20 protein-coding genes are annotated in these 22,589 nt (G+C 57.1%); 17 read left to right on the forward strand and 3 right to left on the reverse strand.

Annotated elements, in window-relative coordinates:
- Positions 1-294: 294 nt before the first annotated feature.
- The gene (locus QMX98_RS19115) at positions 295-498 is read left to right on the forward strand and encodes a hypothetical protein (protein WP_282411252.1); all 204 of its coding nucleotides are present in this window, start codon (positions 295-297) and stop codon (positions 496-498) included.
- A gap of 260 nt (positions 499-758) precedes the next feature.
- Here QMX98_RS19115 and gltA read toward each other — a convergent pair whose 3' ends face one another.
- Positions 759-2,048 (reverse strand): citrate synthase, encoded by a 1,290-nt coding sequence (gene gltA, locus QMX98_RS19120; protein ID WP_010456856.1) that lies wholly within the window; start codon positions 2,046-2,048, stop codon positions 759-761.
- Between the two features lie 363 nt (positions 2,049-2,411).
- On the opposite strand from gltA, the gene sdhC reads away from it, so the two are divergent.
- The 10 genes from sdhC (at position 2,412) to brnQ (ending at position 15,563) form a co-directional block, all read left to right on the forward strand.
- Positions 2,412-2,786, forward strand: coding sequence for a succinate dehydrogenase, cytochrome b556 subunit (gene sdhC, locus QMX98_RS19125; RefSeq protein WP_010456855.1), 375 nt, complete (start codon positions 2,412-2,414; stop codon positions 2,784-2,786).
- Positions 2,780-3,148: a succinate dehydrogenase, hydrophobic membrane anchor protein gene (sdhD, locus tag QMX98_RS19130; protein WP_007945134.1), complete on the forward strand. Its 369-nt coding sequence runs from the start codon at positions 2,780-2,782 to the stop codon at positions 3,146-3,148. The genes sdhC and sdhD overlap by 7 nt, the downstream gene beginning before the upstream one ends.
- Positions 3,149-3,151: 3 nt before the next feature.
- Complete coding sequence (gene sdhA, locus QMX98_RS19135) at positions 3,152-4,927, forward strand: succinate dehydrogenase flavoprotein subunit (protein WP_008032662.1); 1,776 nt, start codon at positions 3,152-3,154, stop codon at positions 4,925-4,927.
- An 11-nt stretch (positions 4,928-4,938) separates the two neighbouring features.
- Positions 4,939-5,643 carry a succinate dehydrogenase iron-sulfur subunit gene (locus QMX98_RS19140; RefSeq protein WP_010456852.1) on the forward strand — a complete coding sequence of 235 codons (705 nt, stop codon included), beginning with the start codon at positions 4,939-4,941 and terminating at the stop codon, positions 5,641-5,643.
- 259 nt (positions 5,644-5,902) lie between these two features.
- On the forward strand, positions 5,903-8,734 hold the full coding sequence (locus QMX98_RS19145) for a 2-oxoglutarate dehydrogenase E1 component (RefSeq protein WP_169856662.1): 2,832 nt from the start codon (positions 5,903-5,905) through the stop codon (positions 8,732-8,734).
- A gap of 42 nt (positions 8,735-8,776) precedes the next feature.
- Positions 8,777-9,997, forward strand: a complete 1,221-nt coding sequence (odhB, locus tag QMX98_RS19150; protein WP_010456848.1) for a 2-oxoglutarate dehydrogenase complex dihydrolipoyllysine-residue succinyltransferase — start codon at positions 8,777-8,779, stop codon at positions 9,995-9,997.
- Between the two features lie 107 nt (positions 9,998-10,104).
- Entirely contained in the window at positions 10,105-11,541 is a 1,437-nt protein-coding gene (gene lpdA, locus QMX98_RS19155) for a dihydrolipoyl dehydrogenase (RefSeq protein ID WP_077749772.1), read from the forward strand.
- A 196-nt stretch (positions 11,542-11,737) separates the two neighbouring features.
- Complete coding sequence (sucC, locus tag QMX98_RS19160) at positions 11,738-12,904, forward strand: ADP-forming succinate--CoA ligase subunit beta (protein WP_008148602.1); 1,167 nt, start codon at positions 11,738-11,740, stop codon at positions 12,902-12,904.
- Positions 12,904-13,785 (forward strand): succinate--CoA ligase subunit alpha, encoded by an 882-nt coding sequence (gene sucD / locus QMX98_RS19165; protein WP_008148605.1) that lies wholly within the window; start codon positions 12,904-12,906, stop codon positions 13,783-13,785. Before sucC ends, sucD begins: the two co-directional genes overlap by 1 nt.
- Positions 13,786-14,249: 464 nt before the next feature.
- A complete protein-coding gene (brnQ, locus tag QMX98_RS19170; RefSeq protein WP_010456842.1) occupies positions 14,250-15,563 on the forward strand; it encodes a branched-chain amino acid transport system II carrier protein in 1,314 nt (437 codons plus the stop codon).
- A gap of 90 nt (positions 15,564-15,653) precedes the next feature.
- On the opposite strand, the gene QMX98_RS19175 is transcribed toward brnQ, so the two are convergent.
- On the reverse strand, positions 15,654-16,925 hold the full coding sequence (locus QMX98_RS19175) for a hypothetical protein (protein ID WP_282411253.1): 1,272 nt from the start codon (positions 16,923-16,925) through the stop codon (positions 15,654-15,656).
- Positions 16,926-17,187: 262 nt separating this feature from the next.
- On the opposite strand from QMX98_RS19175, the gene QMX98_RS19180 reads away from it, so the two are divergent.
- Positions 17,188-17,925: a DUF599 family protein gene (locus QMX98_RS19180; protein WP_010456838.1), complete on the forward strand. Its 738-nt coding sequence runs from the start codon at positions 17,188-17,190 to the stop codon at positions 17,923-17,925.
- Positions 17,925-18,326: an MAPEG family protein gene (locus QMX98_RS19185; RefSeq protein WP_282411254.1), complete on the forward strand. Its 402-nt coding sequence runs from the start codon at positions 17,925-17,927 to the stop codon at positions 18,324-18,326. Before QMX98_RS19180 ends, QMX98_RS19185 begins: the two co-directional genes overlap by 1 nt.
- Before the next feature lie 68 nt (positions 18,327-18,394).
- Here QMX98_RS19185 and QMX98_RS19190 read toward each other — a convergent pair whose 3' ends face one another.
- A complete protein-coding gene (locus QMX98_RS19190; protein ID WP_102595532.1) occupies positions 18,395-18,631 on the reverse strand; it encodes a hypothetical protein in 237 nt (78 codons plus the stop codon).
- A gap of 157 nt (positions 18,632-18,788) precedes the next feature.
- On the opposite strand from QMX98_RS19190, the gene QMX98_RS19195 reads away from it, so the two are divergent.
- From QMX98_RS19195 to QMX98_RS19210, 4 genes are all read left to right on the forward strand, one after another.
- A complete protein-coding gene (locus tag QMX98_RS19195) occupies positions 18,789-19,265 on the forward strand; it encodes a PaaI family thioesterase (protein WP_077749774.1) in 477 nt (158 codons plus the stop codon).
- Entirely contained in the window at positions 19,262-19,714 is a 453-nt protein-coding gene (locus QMX98_RS19200) for a PaaI family thioesterase (RefSeq protein WP_010456830.1), read from the forward strand. The genes QMX98_RS19195 and QMX98_RS19200 overlap by 4 nt, the downstream gene beginning before the upstream one ends.
- 81 nt (positions 19,715-19,795) lie before the next feature.
- Positions 19,796-21,700, forward strand: a complete 1,905-nt coding sequence (gene htpG / locus QMX98_RS19205) for a molecular chaperone HtpG (RefSeq protein WP_282411255.1) — start codon at positions 19,796-19,798, stop codon at positions 21,698-21,700.
- A 66-nt stretch (positions 21,701-21,766) separates the two neighbouring features.
- Positions 21,767-22,498, forward strand: coding sequence for a dienelactone hydrolase family protein (locus QMX98_RS19210; protein ID WP_282411256.1), 732 nt, complete (start codon positions 21,767-21,769; stop codon positions 22,496-22,498).
- Positions 22,499-22,589: the final 91 nt, after the last annotated feature.

The following is a 22,589-nucleotide window of genomic DNA, read 5'->3' on the forward strand; positions in this document are numbered from 1 at the left end:
AACGGCGCTGCGCGCCACTCCCCGGATGAACACCTCCACTCAGCCTCCCGAAAGGGGCGGGTAGATCAAGATCAAGAGCTGCAGGCGAGCTAACGCTCGGCCTGATGAGTGGTGAAGAGCGAAGCGTTTACACCGAACCCCTTGTAGGAGCGAGGCTTGCCCGCGAAGGCGGCCTGACAGCCGACCAATGACTTGCAGGTGAACACCTAACCCAGTGGGAGCTGGCCTGCCAGCGATGACGGCCAAGCTGCAGGCGAGCTAACGCTCGGCCTGATGAGTGGTGAAGAGCGAAGCGTGTACAGCGAACCCCTTGTAGGAGCGAGGCTTGCCCGCGAAGGCAGCCTGACAGCCGACCTGTTCTTGCGGATGTACGCAAGCTTTCCAAAGGCAGTGATCCTTTTGGCTTTGGCTTTGGCTTTGGCTTTGGCTTTGGCTTTTGACGTTGATCTTGATCTTGTTCTCTCGCCCCTTCGGCAGACCTTAGGCGATGCCCCCTGATGGACGCCGTAGCGAGGGATCGCGGAGCCTCAGCGAGGCGCCGTACGCCGGGGCGAAGCCTTTTGTTTCCTTTTTGGCGTTTGAAAAAGGGACTCGCTGTAAGAGCGAAGCCATAAGTAGCCGTTACCGCAGAAACGGATATGTACACAACCAAAAACCCAGTCGGCCCCAAGGCCGCTGAGACCGCACAAACAAAAACGGCCTCTATATAAATAGAGGCCGTTCCCGGTACAGCTTAAGACGTTATCGCAAGACAGGTCTTATTTGCGGTCTTCCAGCTTGGTGATGTCACGCGACTCGTAGCCGGTGTACAGCTGGCGAGGACGGCCAATCTTGTACGGGCTGGAGAGCATTTCTTTCCAGTGGGAGATCCAGCCGACAGTCCGCGCCAGGGCGAAGATCACGGTGAACATGCTGGTTGGAATGCCGATCGCCTTGAGGATGATCCCCGAGTAGAAGTCGACGTTCGGGTACAGCGAGCGTTCGATGAAGTACGGGTCGGTCAGCGCGATCTCTTCCAGGCGCATGGCCAGTTCGAGTTGCTTGTCGTGCTTGATACCCAGTTCCTTCAGCACTTCGTCGCAAGTCTGCTTCATGACGGTAGCGCGTGGGTCGCGGTTTTTGTAAACCCGGTGACCGAAGCCCATCAGTTTGAACGGATCGTTCTTGTCCTTGGCCTTGGCAATGTACTTGTCGATGTTCGACACATCGCCAATTTCATCGAGCATGGTCAGAACAGCTTCGTTCGCGCCGCCGTGGGCAGGGCCCCACAGCGCAGCGATGCCGGCGGCGATACAGGCGAACGGGTTGGCACCCGAAGAACCGGCCAGGCGTACAGTGGAAGTCGATGCGTTCTGCTCGTGGTCGGCATGGAGGATGAAGATCCGGTCCATGGCCTTGGCGAGTACCGGGCTGATCGGTTTGATCTCGCACGGGGTGTTGAACATCATGTGCAGGAAGTTTTCCGCGTACGTCAGGTCGTTGCGCGGGTACATCATGGGTTGGCCCATGGAGTACTTGTAAACCATCGCTGCCAGGGTCGGCATCTTGGCAACCAGGCGGATCGCGGAAATTTCGCGATGCTGCGGGTTATTGATGTCGAGGGAGTCGTGGTAGAAGGCCGAGAGGGCGCCGACTACGCCGCACATGACGGCCATTGGGTGAGCGTCGCGACGGAAGCCGTTGAAGAAGGTCTTCAGCTGCTCGTGAACCATGGTGTGGTTCTTCACGGTGCTGACGAACTGGGCCTTCTGTTCTGCGGTCGGCAATTCGCCGTTGAGCAGCAGATAGCAGGTTTCCAGGTAGTCCGATTTTTCAGCGAGCTGTTCGATCGGGTAACCGCGGTGCAGCAGAATGCCGTTGTCGCCGTCGATATAGGTGATCTTCGACTCGCAGGAAGCTGTCGACATGAAACCAGGGTCAAAGGTGAAACGGCCCGTGGCCGTCAGGCCCCGAACGTCGATTACATCGGGACCAACGGTGCCGGTTAAAATGGGCAGCTCGACGGGGGCTGCGCCCTCGATGATCAACTGCGCTTTTTTGTCAGCCATGTGGCCTCCTATTTATGCTTGAAATCATCAGACAGACCCCCCACGCAGGGCCCGCACCACTATAGTGAGATAAATTCGAATGTCAATTTGCCTAAAGTCTTGCTCCAGAAGGCTTTAACCGGACTTTTTCCTCGAAATTGACTGCCATTTACGCCTTTTATCCAACTTGTGCAATGAGCTATTAGGGGAAGGTGAACGCGTTGTCATTAGTAGCCTAACTGTCTATACTCGGCCTCCGACCGCCAGGGGCTTTTGGGCCTGCTTTACTGGGGGTCGCACTCCCTGGGTGGTGGGTACCTGACCAGTGCACTCCCCAACAACTTTGCCCTGATTGTTAGGGGCTCTTCAGTGTGAAAAAAAGCCGTGAATAGCCAACGACCTGTAAACCTAGACCTAAGGACCATCAAACTCCCAGTCACTGCTTACACGTCCATTCTTCACCGAATCTCCGGAATCATCCTCTTTGTCAGCCTGGCCATCATGCTTTATGCATTGGACAAGTCGCTCGACTCGGAAGAAGGCTTCGGTCAGGTGAAAGCGTGTCTGACCAGTCCGCTAGCCAAGCTAGTGATTTGGGGCATCCTGTCCGCCTTGCTGTATCACCTGGTTGCCGGTGTGCGCCATTTGATCATGGACATGGGCATCGGCGAGTCGCTTGAAGGCGGCAAACTGGGCTCGAAAATCGTTATCGCCGTTTCCGTGGTGGTAATCGTTCTGGCAGGAGTTTGGATATGGTAACTAACGTCACGAACCTGTCCCGTTCGGGCCTCTATGACTGGATGGCACAACGTGTGTCTGCGGTCGTTCTCGCGGCTTATTTCATTTTCCTGATCGGATACGTCGTCGCCAACCCTGGCATCGGCTACGCCCAATGGCATGAACTGTTCGCAAGCAACTGGATGCGTATTTTCAGTCTCCTGGCCCTCGTTGCCCTCGGCGCTCACGCCTGGGTCGGCATGTGGACCATCGCGACCGACTACCTGACGCCAATGGCGTTCGGCAAGTCCGCAACTGCAATACGTTTCCTTTTTCAGGCGGTATGCGGCGTTGCGATGTTCGCTTACTTCGTCTGGGGTGTGCAGATTCTCTGGGGTATCTGATTCATGTCTACTACAGTTAATACGCTTTCGTTCGACGCCATCATCATTGGCGGCGGCGGTGCTGGCATGCGCGCTGCGCTGCAACTGGCACAAGGTGGTCACAAGACTGCCGTAGTTACCAAGGTTTTCCCGACTCGTTCGCACACTGTATCCGCCCAGGGTGGCATCACCTGCGCCATCGCCTCGGCAGATCCGAACGATGACTGGCGCTGGCACATGTACGATACCGTCAAGGGTTCCGACTACATCGGTGACCAGGACGCTATCGAATACATGTGTTCCGTAGGCCCGGAAGCTGTTTTCGAACTCGAGCACATGGGTTTGCCGTTCTCCCGTACCGAACAGGGCCGCATCTATCAGCGTCCGTTCGGCGGTCAGTCGAAAGACTTCGGTAAAGGTGGCCAGGCTGCACGTACATGCGCCGCTGCCGACCGTACCGGTCACGCACTGCTGCACACCCTGTACCAGGCCAACCTCAAGGCTGGCACCGTATTCCTCAACGAATACTACGGTGTGGATCTGGTGAAGAACGAAGACGGTGCCTTTGTCGGCATGATCGTCATCTGCATCGAAACCGGCGAAACTTCCTACGTTCGCGCTAACGCCACCGTATTGGCGACTGGCGGTGCAGGTCGTATCTACTCGTCCACCACCAATGCCCTGATCAACACAGGTGACGGCGTCGGCATGGCTCTGCGTGCTGGCGTGCCGGTACAAGACATTGAAATGTGGCAGTTCCACCCGACCGGCATCGCCGGCGCCGGTGTATTGGTGACTGAAGGTTGCCGCGGTGAAGGCGGTTACCTGATCAACAAGCACGGCGAGCGTTTCATGGAGCGTTATGCTCCGAACGCCAAAGACCTTGCAGGTCGTGACGTTGTTGCCCGTTCGATGGTTAAAGAAATCATCGCCGGCAACGGTTGCGGTCCGGATGGCGACCACGTAATGCTGAAACTCGATCACCTCGGTGAAGAAGTTCTGCACAGTCGTCTGCCAGGCATCATGGAACTGTCCAAGACTTTCGCCCACGTCGATCCAGCCGTGGCGCCGATTCCGGTCGTTCCAACCTGCCACTATATGATGGGCGGCGTTGCCACCAACATTCATGGCCAGGCAATCACCCAGGACGCCGACGGCGTCGACCAGATCATTCCTGGTCTGTTCGCAGTGGGCGAAGTGGCCTGCGTATCGGTTCACGGTGCCAACCGTCTGGGTGGCAACTCGCTGCTCGACCTGGTGGTATTCGGCCGTGCGGCCGGTCTGTTCCTGGAGCAGACCCTGAAGGAAGGCGTTGATTACGCCCGTCCTCGCCAGTCCGACATCGACGCAGCCCTGGCTCGTCTCGATGGCCTGAACTCGCGTACAGAAGGCGAAGACGTCGCCACTCTGCGTAAAGAACTGCAAAGCTGCATGCAGAACTACTTCGGTGTATTCCGTACCGGTGAATACATGCAGAAGGGTATTGCCCAGCTGGCTGACCTGCGTGGCCGTATCGCCAACGTCAAGATCAACGACAAGAGCCAGGCGTTCAACACCGCTCGAATCGAAGCCCTGGAACTGCAAAACCTGCTGGAAGTGGCCGAAGCCACCGCCATCGCTGCAGAGATCCGCAAAGAGTCCCGCGGCGCTCACGCCCGTGAAGACTACGAAGATCGCGACGACGAAAACTGGCTGTGCCACACCCTGTACTTCCCGGGTGACAAGCGCGTGACCAAGCGTGCCGTGAACTTCTCGCCGAAAACTGTTCCGACTTTTGAACCTAAGATTCGGACTTATTAAGGGTGGCCGCCATGTTGCAAGTCAGTGTTTATCGCTACAACCCTGATCAGGACGCTGCGCCGTTCATGCAGGAATTCCAGGTCGACACCGGTGGTAAAGACCTGATGGTGCTGGACGTGCTGGCCCTGATCAAAGAGCAGGACGAAGGTTTCTCCTATCGTCGCTCTTGCCGTGAAGGTGTTTGTGGTTCCGACGGCATGAACATCAACGGCAAAAACGGCCTGGCCTGCGTCACGCCGCTGTCTTCTGTCGTAAAAGGTAACAAGCTGATTGTTCGTCCGCTGCCAGGTTTGCCGGTTATCCGTGACCTGGTCGTCGATATGAGCATCTTCTACAAGCAATACGAGAAGGTTAAGCCATACCTGCAGAACGACACGCCGGCTCCGGCCATCGAACGTCTGCAGACCCCGGAAGAGCGTGAAAAGCTCGACGGTCTGTACGAGTGCATCCTGTGCGCTTGCTGCTCGACCTCTTGCCCGTCCTTCTGGTGGAACCCGGACAAGTTCCTGGGCCCGGCTGCACTGCTGCAAGCGTACCGCTTCCTGGCAGACAGCCGCGACACCAAGACTGCCGAGCGTCTGGCTTCGCTGGATGACCCGTTCAGCGTATTCCGCTGCCGCGGGATCATGAACTGCGTCAACGTCTGTCCGAAAGGCCTGAACCCGACTAAGGCCATCGGTCACGTGCGTAACATGCTGCTGCAAAGCGGCGTGTGATTCAGCTGTAACTGCAAGACCGCTGTACCCGTAGATGCTACGGCGCAGGCTTCAACCGGCGCCGTAGTTTTAACCTGGGCAGCAGCTTACAAGGCTGCGGCTCTTATTTTGAAGAAATGAGACAAGCAGGGGCATCCGGGCTGGTACCCGGACTATCAGCGTGATCCTAAGTGGCTTGTTTTGGTCGCTGCATTCGGACTTCTGCAAGTTTGCTCGGTGTCGACGCCGGTGGTGTTCCCCTAACCGAGGGTGACCAAGCATGCAAGAAAGCGTGATGCAGCGCATGTGGAACAGCGCCTACCTTTCAGGTGGAAACGCTGCCTATGTGGAAGAGCTTTATGAGCTCTACCTGCACGACCCTAACGCTGTGCCAGAAGAGTGGCGCACCTACTTTCAGAAGCTGCCTATTGACGGCAGCTCTGCCACCGATGTTTCGCACTCCACAATTCGCGATCATTTCGTCTTGCTGGCAAAGAACCAGCGCCGCGCCCAACCGGTTTCCGCCGGCAGCGTGAGCAGTGAGCACGAGAAGAAGCAAGTTGAAGTGCTGCGATTGATCCAGGCCTACCGTATGCGTGGCCACCAGGCAGCCCAGCTTGACCCGCTGGGGCTGTGGCAGCGTCCTGCACCTGCAGACCTGTCGATCAATCATTACGGCTTGACCAATGCCGATCTTGATACGACCTTCCGTGCCGGCGACCTGTTCATCGGCAAAGAGGAGGCGAGCCTACGCGAAATTCACGAAGCGTTGCAGCAGACATATTGCCGCACCATCGGCGCTGAATTTACGCATATCACCGATTCCGAGCAGCGCCAGTGGTTCCAGCAGCGTCTGGAAAGCGTGCGTGGTCGTCCGACGTACTCCGCCGACATCAAGAGCCACCTGCTCGAGCGCGTCACCGCCGGCGAAGGCCTGGAAAAATACCTGGGCACCAAATACCCGGGTACCAAGCGTTTCGGCCTGGAAGGCGGCGAGAGCCTGATTCCGATGCTCGACGAGTTGATCCAGCGTTCCGGTTCCTACGGCACCAAGGAAATCGTTATCGGCATGGCCCACCGTGGCCGTCTGAACGTGCTGGTCAACACTTTCGGCAAGAACCCGCGCGAGCTGTTCGACGAGTTCGAAGGCAAGAAGAAGGTCGAGCTGGGTTCCGGTGACGTTAAGTATCACCAGGGCTTCTCGTCCAACGTCATGACCACCGGCGGTGAAGTTCACTTGGCGATGGCGTTCAACCCGTCCCACCTGGAAATCGTATCTCCAGTGGTCGAAGGTTCGGTTCGCGCCCGTCAGGATCGTCGTAACGACCCTACAGGCGAGAAGGTTCTGCCGATCTCCATCCACGGTGACGCGGCATTCGCCGGTCAGGGCGTGGTGATGGAAACCTTCCAGATGTCGCAAACCCGCGGTTTCAAGACCGGCGGCACCGTGCACATCGTGATCAACAACCAGGTCGGTTTCACCATCAGCAACCCGCTGGACTCGCGTTCCACCGAGTACGCGACCGACGTTGCGAAAATGATCCAGGCGCCGATCCTCCATGTGAATGGTGATGATCCGGAAGCCGTATTGTTCGTGACCCAGTTGGCCATCGACTACCGCATGCAGTTCAAGCGTGACGTGGTAATCGACCTGGTCTGCTACCGTCGTCGTGGCCACAACGAGGCCGACGAGCCAAGTGGCACCCAGCCGATCATGTATCAGCAGATCACCAAGCAGCGCACCACCCGTGAGCTGTACGCCGATCGTCTGACCCAGAGCGGTGTACTCGACGCAGAGCGTGTTCAGGCGAAAGTCGACGAATACCGCAACGCGCTGGACAACGGCCTGCATGTTGTAAAAAGCCTGGTCAAAGAGCCGAACAAAGAGTTGTTCGTGGACTGGCGTCCGTATCTGGGCCACGCCTGGACCGCGCGTCACGACACGCGTTTCGATCTGAAAACCTTGCAGGAACTGTCCGCCAAGCTGCTGGAAATCCCGGAAGGCTTCGTGGTTCAGCGCCAGGTCTCGAAAATCTACGAAGACCGTCAGAAGATGCAAGCCGGCGGCCTGCCGATCAACTGGGGTTACGCCGAAACCATGGCGTACGCGACCCTGGCGTTCGAAGGTCACCCGATTCGCATGACGGGTCAGGACATCGGTCGCGGCACGTTCTCGCACCGTCACGCTGTCTTGCACAACCAGAAAGACGCGGGGACCTACGTCCCGCTGCAAAACCTGTACAAGGGCCAGCCACGTTTCGACCTGTACGATTCGTTCCTGTCCGAAGAAGCCGTGCTGGCGTTCGAATACGGTTACTCGACCACCACGCCTGAGGCGCTGGTGATCTGGGAAGCCCAGTTCGGCGACTTCGCCAACGGTGCCCAAGTGGTTATCGACCAGTTCATCACCAGCGGCGAGCACAAGTGGGGCCGTCTTTGCGGTCTGACCATGCTGCTGCCGCACGGTTATGAAGGTCAGGGGCCGGAGCACTCGTCGGCGCGTCTGGAGCGTTACCTGCAACTGTGCGCCGAGCACAACATTCAGGTAGCCGTACCGACCACGCCAGCCCAGATCTACCACTTGCTGCGTCGTCAGGTGATTCGCCCGCTGCGCAAGCCATTGATCGTTCTGACTCCGAAGTCGCTGCTGCGTCACAAACTGGCCATATCGACCCTGGAAGATCTGGCCGAAGGTTCGTTCCAGACCGTGATCCCGGAAATCGATGTTCAAGACCCGAAAAAGGTCGAGCGCATTGTTCTGTGTAGCGGCAAGGTCTACTACGACCTGCTGGAAAAACGCCGTGCCGAAGGTCGTGATGACATCGCCATCGTGCGTATCGAGCAGCTGTACCCATTCCCTGAGGACGACTTGAATGAAGTCCTGGCTCCGTACACCAACCTCAAACATATCGTTTGGTGTCAGGAAGAGCCGATGAACCAGGGTGCCTGGTACTGCAGCCAGCACCACATGCGCCGCATCGTGGGCAATCACAACAAGGCACTCGTTCTTGAGTACGCCGGCCGTGATGCTTCTGCTGCACCTGCTTGTGGTTATGCATCGATGCACGCTGAGCAGCAGGAAAAACTGCTGCAAGACGCCTTTACTGTTTAACGCCTTCGCGCACCTGAAACCGAATTTAAGGACCCACAGATAATGGCTATCGAAATCAAAGCCCCCACTTTCCCGGAATCGGTTGCCGATGGCACCGTTGCCACCTGGCACAAAAAACCGGGCGACGCTGTAAAGCGTGACGACCTGATCGTCGACATCGAAACCGACAAGGTTGTGCTGGAAGTGTTGGCTACCGCTGACGGCGTGCTGGGCGCTATCGTCAAGAACGAAGGCGACACCGTTCTGTCCGACGAAGTGCTGGGCTCCATCGAAGCGGGCGGCGCTGCTGCCGCTCCAGCTGCTGCCGCGGCTCCGGCTGCTGCACAAGCTGCTGCGCCAGCCGCCGAAGGCGAAGACGATCCTGTTGCTGCACCGGCTGCTCGCAAGCTGGCTGAAGAAAACGGCATCAACATCGCTTCCGTTGCCGGCACTGGCAAAGGCGGTCGTGTGACCAAGGAAGACGTGGTTGCAGCCGTTGCTGCCAAGAAAGCCGCTCCGGCTGCCGCGCCTGCCAAGGCTGCTGCTCCGGCTGCCGCTGCTCCTGTGTTCGCCGCTGGCGACCGCATCGAGAAGCGCGTTCCGATGACTCGCGTTCGCGCTACCGTGGCCAAGCGCCTGGTAGAAGCCCAGTCGAACATGGCGATGCTGACCACCTTCAACGAAGTCGACATGACTGAAGTCATGGCCCTGCGTTCGAAGTACAAGGACCTGTTCGAGAAGTCCCACAACGGCGTGCGCCTGGGCTTCATGTCGTTCTTCGTCAAGGCTGCCACCGAAGCGCTGAAACGCTTCCCGGCTGTCAACGCGTCGATCGACGGTGCCGACATCGTTTACCACGGTTATGCCGACGTCGGCGTGGCTGTTTCCAGCGACCGCGGCCTGGTTGTACCGGTTCTGCGTAACGCCGAACTGATGAGCCTGGCTGAAATCGAAGGCGGCATCGCCACCTTCGGCAAGAAGGCTCGCGACGGCAAACTGTCGATGGACGAAATGACCGGCGGTACGTTCACCATCACCAACGGTGGTACTTTCGGTTCGATGATGTCGACTCCGATCGTCAACCCGCCGCAAGCGGCCATCCTGGGCATGCACAACATTCTGCAGCGTCCTATGGCGATCAACGGTCAGGTCGTGATCCGTCCGATGATGTACCTCGCTCTGTCCTACGATCACCGTCTGATCGATGGCAAAGAAGCTGTGACCTTCCTGGTTACCATCAAGAACCTGCTGGAAGACCCGGCTCGTTTGCTGCTGGATATCTAAAAAGCAGCTGCAAGCTGCAAGCTGCAAGCCTCAAGCGCAAAACATGCGAATGGGCTTCAACTTGCAGCTCGCGGCTTGAAGCTTGCTGCTAAAAGGGAACCTTTTTTATGACTCAGAAATTCGACGTGGTAGTGATTGGCGCGGGCCCTGGCGGCTACGTGGCTGCCATTAAAGCAGCGCAACTGGGCCTCTCCACTGCCTGCATCGAGAAATACACCGACAAGGAAGGCAAACTGGCCCTCGGCGGTACTTGCCTGAACGTCGGCTGCATTCCATCCAAGGCGCTGCTGGACAGCTCCTGGAAGTACAAGGAAGCCAAAGAAGGCTTCGCGATCCACGGCATCAATCACGCTGGCGTGACCATGGACGTGGCGGCAATGGTTGGCCGTAAAGCCAACATCGTCAAAGGCCTGACCTCTGGCGTTGCCACCCTGTTCAAGGCGAACGGCGTCACTTCCCTGCAAGGCCACGGCAAGCTGCTGGCTGGCAAGAAAGTCGAGCTGACCAAGCCAGACGGCACCGTTGAAATCATCGAAGCCGAGAACGTGATTCTGGCTTCGGGCTCGCGTCCGATCGACATTCCACCGGCTCCGGTTGACCAGAACGTCATCGTCGATTCGACCGGCGCGCTGGAATTCCAATCCGTTCCCAAGCGTCTGGGCGTGATCGGCGCTGGCGTCATCGGTCTGGAACTGGGTTCGGTCTGGTCGCGTCTGGGTTCGCAGGTGGTTGTCCTGGAAGCGCTGGAAAAGTTCCTGCCAGCCGCTGACGAAGCCGTTTCCAAAGAAGCCTTCAAGACCCTGACCAAACAAGGTCTGGACATCAAGCTGGGCGCTCGCGTTACCGGTTCCAAAGTGAACGGCGACGAAGTCGTGGTGAACTACACCGATGCCAACGGCGAACAGAACATCACCTTCGACAAGCTGATCGTTGCCGTTGGTCGCCGTCCAGTGACCACCGAACTGTTGGCTGCCGACAGCGGTGTGAACATCGACGAGCGCGGTTTCGTATTCGTTGACGACCAGTGCGCCACCAGCGTACCGGGCGTTTACGCGATCGGTGACGTGGTTCGCGGCATGATGCTGGCGCACAAGGCGTCCGAAGAAGGCATCATGGTGGTTGAGCGCATCAAGGGCCACAAAGCCCAAATCAACTATGACCTGATCCCGTCTGTTATTTATACTCACCCGGAAATCGCGTGGGTCGGCAAGACCGAGCAGGTATTGAAGGCTGAAGGCGTTGAAGTTAACGTTGGCACCTTCCCGTTCGCAGCCAGTGGCCGTGCCATGGCAGCCAACGACACCGGCGGTTTCGTGAAAGTCATTGCTGATGCCAAGACTGACCGCGTATTGGGCGTCCACGTGATTGGCCCGAGCGCTGCAGAACTGGTTCAGCAGGGCGCGATCGGCATGGAGTTCGGCACCAGCGCTGAAGACCTGGGCATGATGGTTTTCTCCCATCCGACCCTGTCTGAAGCCTTGCACGAAGCTGCTCTGGCTGTGAATGGCGGCGCCATCCACATCGCCAACCGCAAGAAGCGTTAAGACAATAAGAAACCACGGCGGTATGGCCCGTCGTGAGCCTTGCATGCAAGACTCACCGCGGAATATCCGCTGGACGCAGTCTTGCGTAGCTGCACCGGTTGTCCGGAAAGGCTACGCAAGCAGCAGTCACAGGTGGTGCGGCACTTGAACAAGTGCAGCACCGAATGCGCAGTACCTAACGAAGACGGTAATAAGCATGAATCTTCACGAGTATCAGGGTAAGCAGCTGTTCGCTGAGTACGGCCTGCCAGTATCCCAGGGTTTCGCAGTAGACACCCCGGAAGCAGCAGCAGAAGCTTGCGACAAAATCGGCGGCACCGAGTGGGTTGTCAAAGCCCAGGTCCACGCTGGTGGTCGCGGTAAAGCGGGCGGCGTAAAGCTGGTTCGCAGCAAAGAAGACGCCAAGGCATTCGCACAGCAGTGGCTGGGCAAGCGCCTGGTGACTTACCAGACTGACGCCAATGGCCAGCCAGTCACCAAGATCCTGGTTGAATCGTGCACTGATATCGCTAAAGAGCTGTACCTGGGCGCTGTCGTTGACCGTTCGAGCCGTCGCATCGTGTTCATGGCTTCCACCGAAGGTGGCGTGGACATCGAGAAAATCGCTCACGACACTCCAGAAAAAATTCTGAAAGCCACGATCGATCCACTGGTTGGCGCCCAGCCATTCCAGGGTCGCGAGCTGGCATTCCAGCTGGGTCTGGAAGGCAAGCAAGTTGCTCAGTTCGCCAAGATCTTCGTAGGTCTGGCCAAGCTGTTCAAGGATCACGACCTGGCTCTGCTGGAAGTGAACCCGCTGGTGATCAAGGCTGACGGCGATCTGCATTGCCTCGACGCCAAGATCAACATCGACGCCAACGCCATGTACCGTCAGCCTAAGCTGAAGACTTTCCACGATCCGTCGCAAGACGATCCGCGCGAAGCGCACGCTGCCAAGTTCGAACTGAACTACGTAGCGCTGGAAGGCAACATCGGTTGCATGGTCAACGGTGCTGGCCTGGCCATGGGTACCATGGACATCGTCAACCTGCATGGCGGCAAACCAGCCAACTTCCTCGACGTGGGCGGCGGTGCTACCAAAGAACGCGTTACCGAAGCGTTCAAGATCATCCTGTCCGACACTAACGTCGCTGCAGTATTGGTCAACATCTTCGGCGGCATCGTTCGTTGCGACATGATTGCCGAAGGCATCATCGGCGCTGTGAAAGAAGTCGGCGTGAAAATCCCGGTTGTTGTTCGCCTTGAAGGCAACAACGCTGAGCTGGGCGCTAAAGTACTGGCAGAAAGCGGTTTGAACATCATCGCTGCTACCAGCCTGACCGACGCTGCTCAACAAGTCGTTAAAGCTGCGGAGGGCAAATAATGAGCGTCCTGATCAATAAAGACACCAAAGTTATCTGCCAGGGTATTACCGGTTCGCAAGGTAGTTTCCACACCCAGCAAGCCATCGAATACGGCACCAAGATGGTTGGCGGCGTAACTCCAGGCAAAGGCGGCACCGAGCACCTGGGCCTGCCAGTGTTCAACACCGTGAAAGACGCTGTAGCTGCCACTGGCGCTACCGCCAGCGTGATCTACGTTCCGGCTCCTTTCTGCAAGGATTCGATCCTGGAAGCTGCTTTCGGCGGCATCAAGCTGATCGTCTGCATCACCGAAGGCATTCCTACCCTGGACATGCTGGACGCTAAAGTTAAGTGCGACGAGCTGGGCGTAGTCCTGATCGGTCCTAACTGCCCAGGCGTGATCACTCCAGGCGAATGCAAGATCGGCATCATGCCAGGTCACATTCACTTGCCAGGCAAGGTCGGTATCGTTTCCCGTTCCGGCACCCTGACCTACGAAGCTGTGAAGCAAACTACTGACGCCGGTTTCGGTCAGTCGACTTGCGTCGGCATCGGTGGTGACCCGATCCCGGGTTCGAACTTCATCGACATCCTGAAGCTGTTCCAGGAAGACCCGAAGACCGAAGCGATCGTCATGATCGGTGAGATCGGCGGTTCGGCTGAAGAAGAAGCGGCTGCCTACATCAAGGCACACGTGACCAAGCCGGTTGTTTCCTACATCGCTGGTGTGACTGCCCCTGCGGGCAAGCGCATGGGCCATGCTGGCGCAATCATCTCTGGCGGCAAAGGCACTGCAGACGAGAAGTTTGCTGCCCTGGAAGACGCAGGCGTTAAAACCGTGCGTTCGCTGGCAGACATCGGCAAGGCATTGTCCGAGCTGACCGGTTGGGCGATCAAATAAGCCTCGCGCTTAGCTGACGCTTCACCAAACAAAGGCCACCTTCGGGTGGCCTTTGTCGTTTCTGGTGTTTAGATATTTGCAGTGCTTTTTGTGGCGAGGGCGCTTGCTCCCGCTGGGCTGCGAAGCGGCCCCAAAACAGGCCGTCGAAGATTGTCCGGTACGCCGCATGCAATGGATTTACCACTGCTGCGCAGCCGAGCGGAAGCAAGTTCCCTCGCCACGGGGCTCTTCTTAGGTAAATTAGATATGTAAACGCGACACGGAAATGTCGCGTATCGGATAGATCGCCCCTTAACAGTGCGTTTGTCGGGCAAATTCGTTAGGCTAGCCGCCATTTTTGCGTTTGCGTCCCACAAGGAAGCGTCGCGCTAAACGGGTCAGTCCTATACGGACCGACAGCATTTCCCTCACCCCTCAGGGAAATCCCTCTCTAAATTCCGATTCAGTAGTGTGGTATTTCCTTAATGAAAGTCTTGAAAGGTCAGGACATCCTGGCACTTGGTTTTATGACGTTTGCCCTGTTTGTCGGGGCTGGCAACATCATCTTCCCGCCTATCGTCGGTTTGCAGTCCGGGCCCAATGTCTGGATGGCGGCGCTAGGCTTCTTGATCACGGCAGTCGGTTTGCCGGTGATCACCGTGGTTGCGTTGGCCAAGGTCGGTGGTGCGATGGATGCCTTGAGCAGCCCGATCGGCAAAATCGCCGGCGGCCTGCTGGCCGCTGCGTGCTACCTCGCGGTCGGCCCGCTGTTCGCCACGCCGCGTACCGCGACCGTATCGTTCGAAGTGGGTCTGGCGCCGCTGACCGGCGAAAGCCCGCTGGCGCTGTTCCTCTACAGCTCGGTGTACTTCCTGCTGGTGTTCTTCATTTCGCTCTATCCGGGCCGTTTGCTGGATACCGTAGGACGTTTCCTCGCCCCCCTGAAGATCATCGCCCTGGCCGCACTCGGCATCGCCGCATTTGCGCTGCCTGCCGGTGACATCGGCGTGGCGACGCCTGAGTATGTCGCGGCGCCGTTCTCCCAAGGGTTCATCAACGGTTACCTGACCATGGATACCCTTGGCGCGCTGGTGTTCGGCATCGTCATCGTCAACGCGATCCGCTCCCGTGGCGTCGAGTCACCAGCGCTGATCACCCGCTACGCGATCATTGCCGGGCTGATTGCCGGCGTGGGCCTGGCGCTGGTGTATGTCAGCCTGTTTCGTCTCGGTTCCGGCAGCCATGAAGTGGCGGCCGGTGCAGCCAACGGTGCCGCGGTGTTGCACGCCTATGTTCAGCACACCTTTGGTTCTTTGGGCAGCGGTTTCCTGGCGGTGCTGATCTCCCTGGCCTGTCTGGTCACGGCGGTCGGTCTGACGTGTGCATGCGCCGAATACTTCAGCCGTGTGCTGCCACTGTCCTACAAGACATTGGTCATCATCCTCGCCGTGTTCTCCCTGTTTGTGTCCAACCTGGGCCTTACCAAGCTGATTGCGTTCTCGATCCCGGTACTGACGGCGATTTACCCGCCGTGCATCGCCCTGGTAGCGCTGAGCTTCTGCAAAGACTTCTGGCATGAACAGGGCCGTATCGTTGGCCCCGTGATGTTGGTGTCGTTCATCTTCGGCATGATCGATGCGCTCAAGGGGGCGGGTCTGGCGGACTGGATGCCAGCTCAGCTGTCCCACCTGCCGCTGAGCGAGCAAGGTCTGGCGTGGCTGGTGCCGTCGGTGATGACCTTGGTGGTTGCGGTGGTTTGCGATCGTCTGCTGGGCAAGCGCGAAGAAGTGCTGGCTTAAGTTGCTTCATGGCCCGCCACAAGCGGGTCTTGAGTCTCTATAGAAATGCCCCGTATCAATCGATACGGGGCATTTTTTTATCAGCAGTTACTACTCTCTGTTGGCTAGAAACCGCGCAACAGTCGCCCTGTCAAAAAAATACCGGCAATCACCCGAAACAAAGATTTTTTGATCGGGTTGCACAACCACCGACTTCCAGAACTCGTAATCTTTTCCAAAGCGGGAATTCAGAAAGCCTTCGTCGCCGAACGTGATGTCGAGTTTTCCCGTAGCCTCATAACGGGCGATCAGCAAACTCTCCCTGCTTCTCGCGCCTGACAGGCCAACGACGACAATTCCATGTGCAGGGTCTCCGCCAATGTCAGACCATGCGTTGGCTGCGCTTGATGGCAGCTCGGACACCACCGCTTTGCCGCCGTTGAAAACAAGATTCGGCCAACCATTTCCATTAAACGCTGCAAGCACTCCCCGGCGGCCGTTGCCCCAAACATCGTTCGGGGTTCGGTCCAACGAGCCAGTCACGAACGTACTGCCATCTTCGCGCAGTAACAGGCCTGAAAATACTGTATCGGCTTCGTCGATGCGGATTCTCGTGATGCCGCTCGTCCCAAAGGAATTGTCTGGAGTTCCATCAGCTTTGAAGCGGGCGACGATACCTTCGTTCTGAGGGCTAAAGCCTACGGAGCTGGATCCGACGACAGTAATGGCGCCATCAGCGGACGCGCCGACTGCATGGATGACGAAATCGACATTGATGCTGCCGCTTCCGTTAAATGACAGATCAAGTTTGCCGTCTGGGTCGTATCGAAAGATGCTCATCCAACCCGCCATTATGATCTCGCCATTTGGACCGATTGCAGTGTTGGAGGTTGGTTGAGTCATTGAAAGATGGGGTCTGGTTGAAACGGCCAGGTTACTCAAGTGGGTTGGGTAGGGATTCAGTACCAGACCTTCATCGCCAAACGTGTAATCAGGTTTGCCGTTTTCGAGAAAGCGCGCGAAAGCAAGATACTCAATATCGTCGCGGTGTGTACCAATGACCAGGATCTTCCCATCTTTGTAAAGTTGGGCGCCGTGTAGAGAGGCCTGAGATCCAACCTTAAACCCGCCCTTGAGTATTCCGTCATCCGCAAAATCAGGATCCCGGCTGCCATTTTCCAGCAGTTGGACAAGCTGGAAGTCTTGATGACCTTCCCAGTAGACGCCGCCTGCCAGAAGTAACTTTTCGTCGGGTCTTCTGGAAATAATTTGCAGTGGGTCACTTCCTGCAGAAAATTGATGGGCTACGCCAGCCTCCCCAAAAAACGGATCAAGCCATTGTTCATCAGGAGCCGCGGCTGATTTTTTTTGGGGGCTGAGCATAGGAATTCTCCAGGTGCCGATTGATAAAGTTCAAGAGGCTACGAGCAATACCTTGGAGGCTAACCGGTAAAAATAAGACTGAATAGCTGTCAAATATGACAGCTATTGATGATGTTCAATCGATAGAATTTAATGAAGTGCGCCCTTTTTCGACTTTGCATTGAACAAGCGCTTATGTAACGTTGAACGCGAGAGGTAGTGGTTGCCTTGCACAGCCAATTCGTATTGAAAACTCAGCTTCAGCCCACGTTTAAGGACCTGCATGTCGTTCATCCACGCCAATATCATCCACATCGTTGCCGCGCTGTGGTTTGTCATCTGCTGGGGCGGTTACACGCGCTATGCCTCATGGAAGGGCCGCGACACCGCATGCCTGGCCAGTGTGCTGCACCTGTACCGTGAAGACTGGATGCGCCGCATGCTCTTGCGCGACAACCGCATCGCCGACGCCAGCGTGGTCGGCAACCTGGAGCGTAACGCCTCGTTCTTTGCCTCCAGCACGCTGATTATCCTGGCTGGCATTCTCACCGTACTCGGTGCGTCGGAACGGGCCGTGTCGTTGCTGGCGGATATTCCGATGGTGCAACAGGCGTCGCAGGGGATGTCCGAGATCAAGTTACTGTGCCTGGCGCTGGTGTTTGTCTATGCGTTCTTCACCTTCAGCTGGTGCATGCGCCAGTACAACTTCGCCGCCATTTTGATCGGGTCGGCGCCGATGATTGGCGAACGTCACGTGTCCGAACAAGAGCGCAAAGCCTTCGCCGCCCGAGCCGCCCGGGTAATTTCCATGGCGGCCAACCAGTTCAACTTTGGCCTGCGTTCTTACTACTTTGGCATGACCATGCTGGCCTGGTTCGTCAGCCCATGGCTGTTCATGTTGATGAGTGCTGGCGTGGTGCTGGTGTTGTATCGCCGGGAGTTTCATTCCGACGTTCTCGATGTGATGGTCTATACCCCTACAGAGGCGCCATTGCCCGAAGCCAATAAAGAGGCCGCTTGATGAGTATTCCGTTCTGGTGCGTGTTTATCAGCGCCTTGCTGATCTACGTGGCCCGCATGCCCGTGACCAAGGCCATGAAAGAGCAGGGCGGTTACAACAATCACCTGCCGCGTCAGCAACAGGCGCAACTCACAGGTTTCGGCGCCCGTGCAGTGGCGGCGCATCAAAACTGCTTCGAGGCGTTCATATTGTTTGCGGTGGGGGTGTTGATGGCGCACACCACGCAGACGGCGGGGTGGCTGATCGATTCGCTGGCCATCATCTTTGTGATTTCCCGAATCATTTATTTACTGTGCTATTGGGCGGATCTTGCCTGGCAGCGCAGCCTGGTATGGATCGTCGGACTAGTGTGTTCGTTGCTGTTGATGATTAGTCCGACTTTTAGAACTGTTTTGCTCTGACGGGCCGAATGACAGGCAAAAGAAAACCCGCACTTGGCGGGTTTTCTTTTATCACGCTAAAAACGATTTTAGTTTTTAGGTGCTTCTTCTTTTGCTGCGGCTTCGTTCGATTCGGCCTGAGCTTTGGCAGCTTCGGCGTTTTCTTTCGCAGCGTCGTTCACTTTATCCTGAGCTTTGTTCATGTCTTGCTGGGCTTGCTCAGCATGTTGGTTAGCATCTTGAGCTTTGTCCTCGGATTTTTTATCGCAAGCAGCGAGACCGAGGGAAGCGGTCAACATCAAGGCAATAGCTAAAGTCTTACGCATGGGGTGTATCTCCTTATGGAAAATATCTACTGGCCTTTCGAGCACAGCCCCCAGGGTTAAGTTCCTCAAATCGTTCAGATATATAAGAATATTCCTGCGGGAACTTTTACGAATACGCCGAATACGATTTCCGACTATTAAGAAGAGTGTTTATCACATGGCCGAAAACCCCGTTTTTGAGCGCGCGACGCGATTTCTTTCGGCACTCAGGCATTGTCAGGTGTTGGGTTTGCGGGTTCATAGCGCCAGCAACGAAGGGCTGACGGTCATCCTGCCGTACAGCCCGCAAATCGTCGGCAACCCGCAGACCGGTGTGATCCATGGCGGGGCTTTGACCTCGCTGATGGACACCGCGTGTGGCATGTCGACCCTCTGCGTCCTGCCCGAATTTGAAGTCTGCCCGACCCTCGATTTGCGCATCGACTACATGCACGCCGCCGAGCCGCATAAGGATGTCTACGGTTTCGCCCAATGCTACCGGGTGACCACCGACGTGATCTTCGCCCGAGGCTTTGCCTACCAGGACGATCCCGAGCAGCCCATCGCCCATGTCGTCGGCACGTTCATGCGCATGGGCAAAGCCGTCAAAGGCGCCAAGGGTTTTGGCGGTGCAATCGCCGGAGGTGCGAAATGACTGACTCTTTCAAGGAGCAACTCCAGCAAGCCCACGCGCAGGGGGACTATGCCTCGCTGCTGCACCTGCTGCCTTACGCCAAACTGATCGGCATCGAGTGTTCCCGTGTCGGGGATGAGCTGCTGTTTCGCTTGCCGGCCAACAAGGACAACATTGGTAACCCTTTACTGCCGGCCATCCATGGCGGGGTGATCGCCGGGTTCATGGAGCTGTCCGCAGCGCTGCACCTGCTGATTTTCACCGGCTCGCCCGGTGTACCGAAGATCATCGATTTCTCCCTCGACTACCTGCGAGCCGGGCAGTTTCGCGATACCTGGGCCAAATGTCAGGTTTGCCGCCAGGGCCGACGCGTGGCAAACGTGGCGATTACAGCCTGGCAAACCACCGAAGCCGAGCCGATTGCCACCGCCCGCGGTCATTTCAAAATTGAAGAGCCCTTGAAATCCTGAACTCAGCCCCAAACTCTGATGACAACCCGCCGCCGACCCTTCAGGTCGCGGCCACTGCCATCTGATTGGAGTTTGATGACCATGAGTGTGGAAACTCAAAAGGAAACCCTGGGCTTCCAGACCGAGGTGAAGCAACTGCTGCACCTCATGATCCATTCGCTGTATTCCAACAAGGAAATTTTCCTTCGCGAATTGATCTCGAACGCCTCTGACGCTGTCGACAAATTACGTTTCGAAGCCCTGTCCAAGCCTGAACTGCTGGAAGGTGGCGCCGAACTGAAAATCCGTGTGAGCTTCGACAAGGACGCCAAGACCGTCACCCTCGAAGACAACGGCATCGGCATGAGCCGTGAAGACGCGATTACCCACCTGGGGACCATCGCCAAATCCGGCACTGCTGATTTCATGAAACACCTGTCTGGCGATCAGAAGAAAGACTCGCACCTGATCGGTCAGTTTGGTGTCGGTTTCTACTCGGCCTTCATCGTCGCTGACAAAGTTGACGTGTTCAGCCGTCGTGCCGGTTCTGCTGCCAGCGAAGGCGTGCATTGGTCGTCCAAAGGTGAAGGCGATTTTGAAGTTGCCACCGTTGAGAAAGCCGAGCGCGGCACCCGTATCGTCCTGCACCTGAAATCCGGTGAAGACGAATTCGCCGATGGCTGGCGTCTGCGCAACATCATCAAGAAGTACTCCGACCACATCGCTCTGCCGATCGAGTTGCCGAAAGAAGTGGCAGCTGTCGACGGTGAAGAGAAGCCTGCAGTTGAATGGGAAACCGTCAACCGCGCCAGCGCCCTGTGGACTCGTCCTCGCACCGAGATCAAGGACGAGGAATACCAGGAGTTCTACAAACACATCGCTCATGACTTCGAAAATCCGCTGAGCTGGAGCCATAACAAGGTCGAAGGCAAGCTCGAATACAGCTCGCTGCTGTATGTGCCGACCCGTGCTCCGTTCGACCTGTACCAGCGTGAAGCGCCGAAAGGCCTGAAGCTGTATGTACAGCGCGTATTTGTCATGGATCAGGCCGAATCGTTCCTGCCGCTGTACCTGCGCTTCATCAAAGGCGTGGTCGATTCCAACGACCTGTCGCTGAACGTGTCGCGGGAAATCCTGCAGAAAGACCCGATCATCGACTCCATGAAGTCGGCGCTGACCAAGCGCGTGCTGGATATGCTGGAAAAACTGGCGAAGAACGAGCCTGAGCAATACAAAGGTTTCTGGAAGAACTTCGGTCAGGTCATGAAAGAAGGCCCGGCAGAAGACTTCGCCAACAAAGAGAAAATCGCTGGGCTGCTGCGTTTTGCATCGACAAGCGGTGATGAAGGTGAGCAAGTGGTGGGTCTGGCCGAGTACCTGGCGCGCGCCAAGGAAGGTCAGGACAAGATCTACTACCTGACCGGCGAAACCTACGCGCAGGTCAAAAACAGCCCGCACCTGGAAGTCTTCCGCAAGAAAGGCATCGAAGTGCTGCTGCTGACCGACCGCATTGATGAGTGGCTGATGAGCTACCTCAGCGACTTCGACGGCAAGAGCTTTGTCGACGTGGCGCGCGGTGACCTGGACCTGGGCAACCTGGATTCGGAAGAGGACAAGAAAGCCGCGGAAGAAGTCGCCAAGTCCAAAGAGGGCCTGGTTGAGCGTCTGAAAACTGCACTGGGCGAATCCGTCGCCGAAGTACGGGTTTCCCACCGTCTGACCGATTCCCCGGCGATCCTGGCCATCGGCGAGCAGGACCTGGGCATGCAGATGCGTCAGATCCTCGAAGCCAGCGGTCAGAAGGTTCCGGATTCGAAGCCGATCTTCGAATTCAACCCGGCTCACCCGCTGATCGAGAAACTCGACAACGAGCAGAGCGACGAGCGCTTCGGCGACCTGTCGCACATTCTCTTCGATCAGGCGGCACTGGCAGCCGGCGACAGCTTGAAAGACCCGGCCGCGTATGTGCGCCGCCTCAACAAGCTGCTGGTTGAACTGTCGGTTTAACCGAGTTGTAAAAAAACCCGCTTCGGCGGGTTTTTTCATTCTGGTGTCTTTTACTGGGAGTTAGTCATGAGCCAAATCACTGTTTGTTCCGTCACTTATCAGCTTGATGGCCAGTCGTATGAAAGCCGTCTGGCGTTCGATGCCGACCACAAAGGCCCGCGTCCCGGTCTGTTGATGGCGCCGAACTGGATGGGGGTCAGCGCCGGTGCCGAGGAGATCGCCAAATCGGTGGCGGCCAAGGGTTATGTGGTGTTGATCGCCGACCTGTACGGCCAGTCGGTGCGTCCACAGAATGGCGACGAGGCGGGTGCAGCGATGATGCCGCTCAAGAACGACCGCGCCTTGCTGCGCAAGCGCATGCAAGCGGCGTTCGAACAGTTGCAAGGGCAGGGCGAGGCGGCGGTTGATACCTCGAAACTGGCGACCTTCGGTTTCTGCTTCGGCGGTTGCTGCGCACTGGAACTGGCCCGCACGGGCGCGCCGGTAAAAGCGGCGGTTTCGTTCCATGGCACGCTGGATACACCGAACGTCAACGATGCTAAAACCATCAAGGGCTCGGTGCTGGTGTTGCACGGTGCATCCGACCCGCTGGTGCCGAAAGAGCAATTGCCGGCGTTTGAAGAGGAAATGAATGCGGCGGGCGTGGATTGGCAACTGCTGAGTTACGGCGGCGCGGTGCATTCGTTTACTGACCCGCATGCGAATGTGCCAGGCAAGATGATGTATGACGCGAAGACGGCGGCTCGGGCGTTTACTTCGATGCACAATCTGCTGGATGAAGTTTTTAAAGAACGATAGCTGATTCCGCCCTGACACTCTCGGTGTCAGGGCCGACCTCATCGCGAGCAGGCTCACTCCTACAATTGGAATGCATTCTCCCTTGTACGAG

Source organism: Pseudomonas sp. PS02303 (genome assembly GCF_029959925.1).
Taxonomy (GTDB): Bacteria; Pseudomonadota; Gammaproteobacteria; order Pseudomonadales; family Pseudomonadaceae; genus Aquipseudomonas; species Aquipseudomonas mandelii.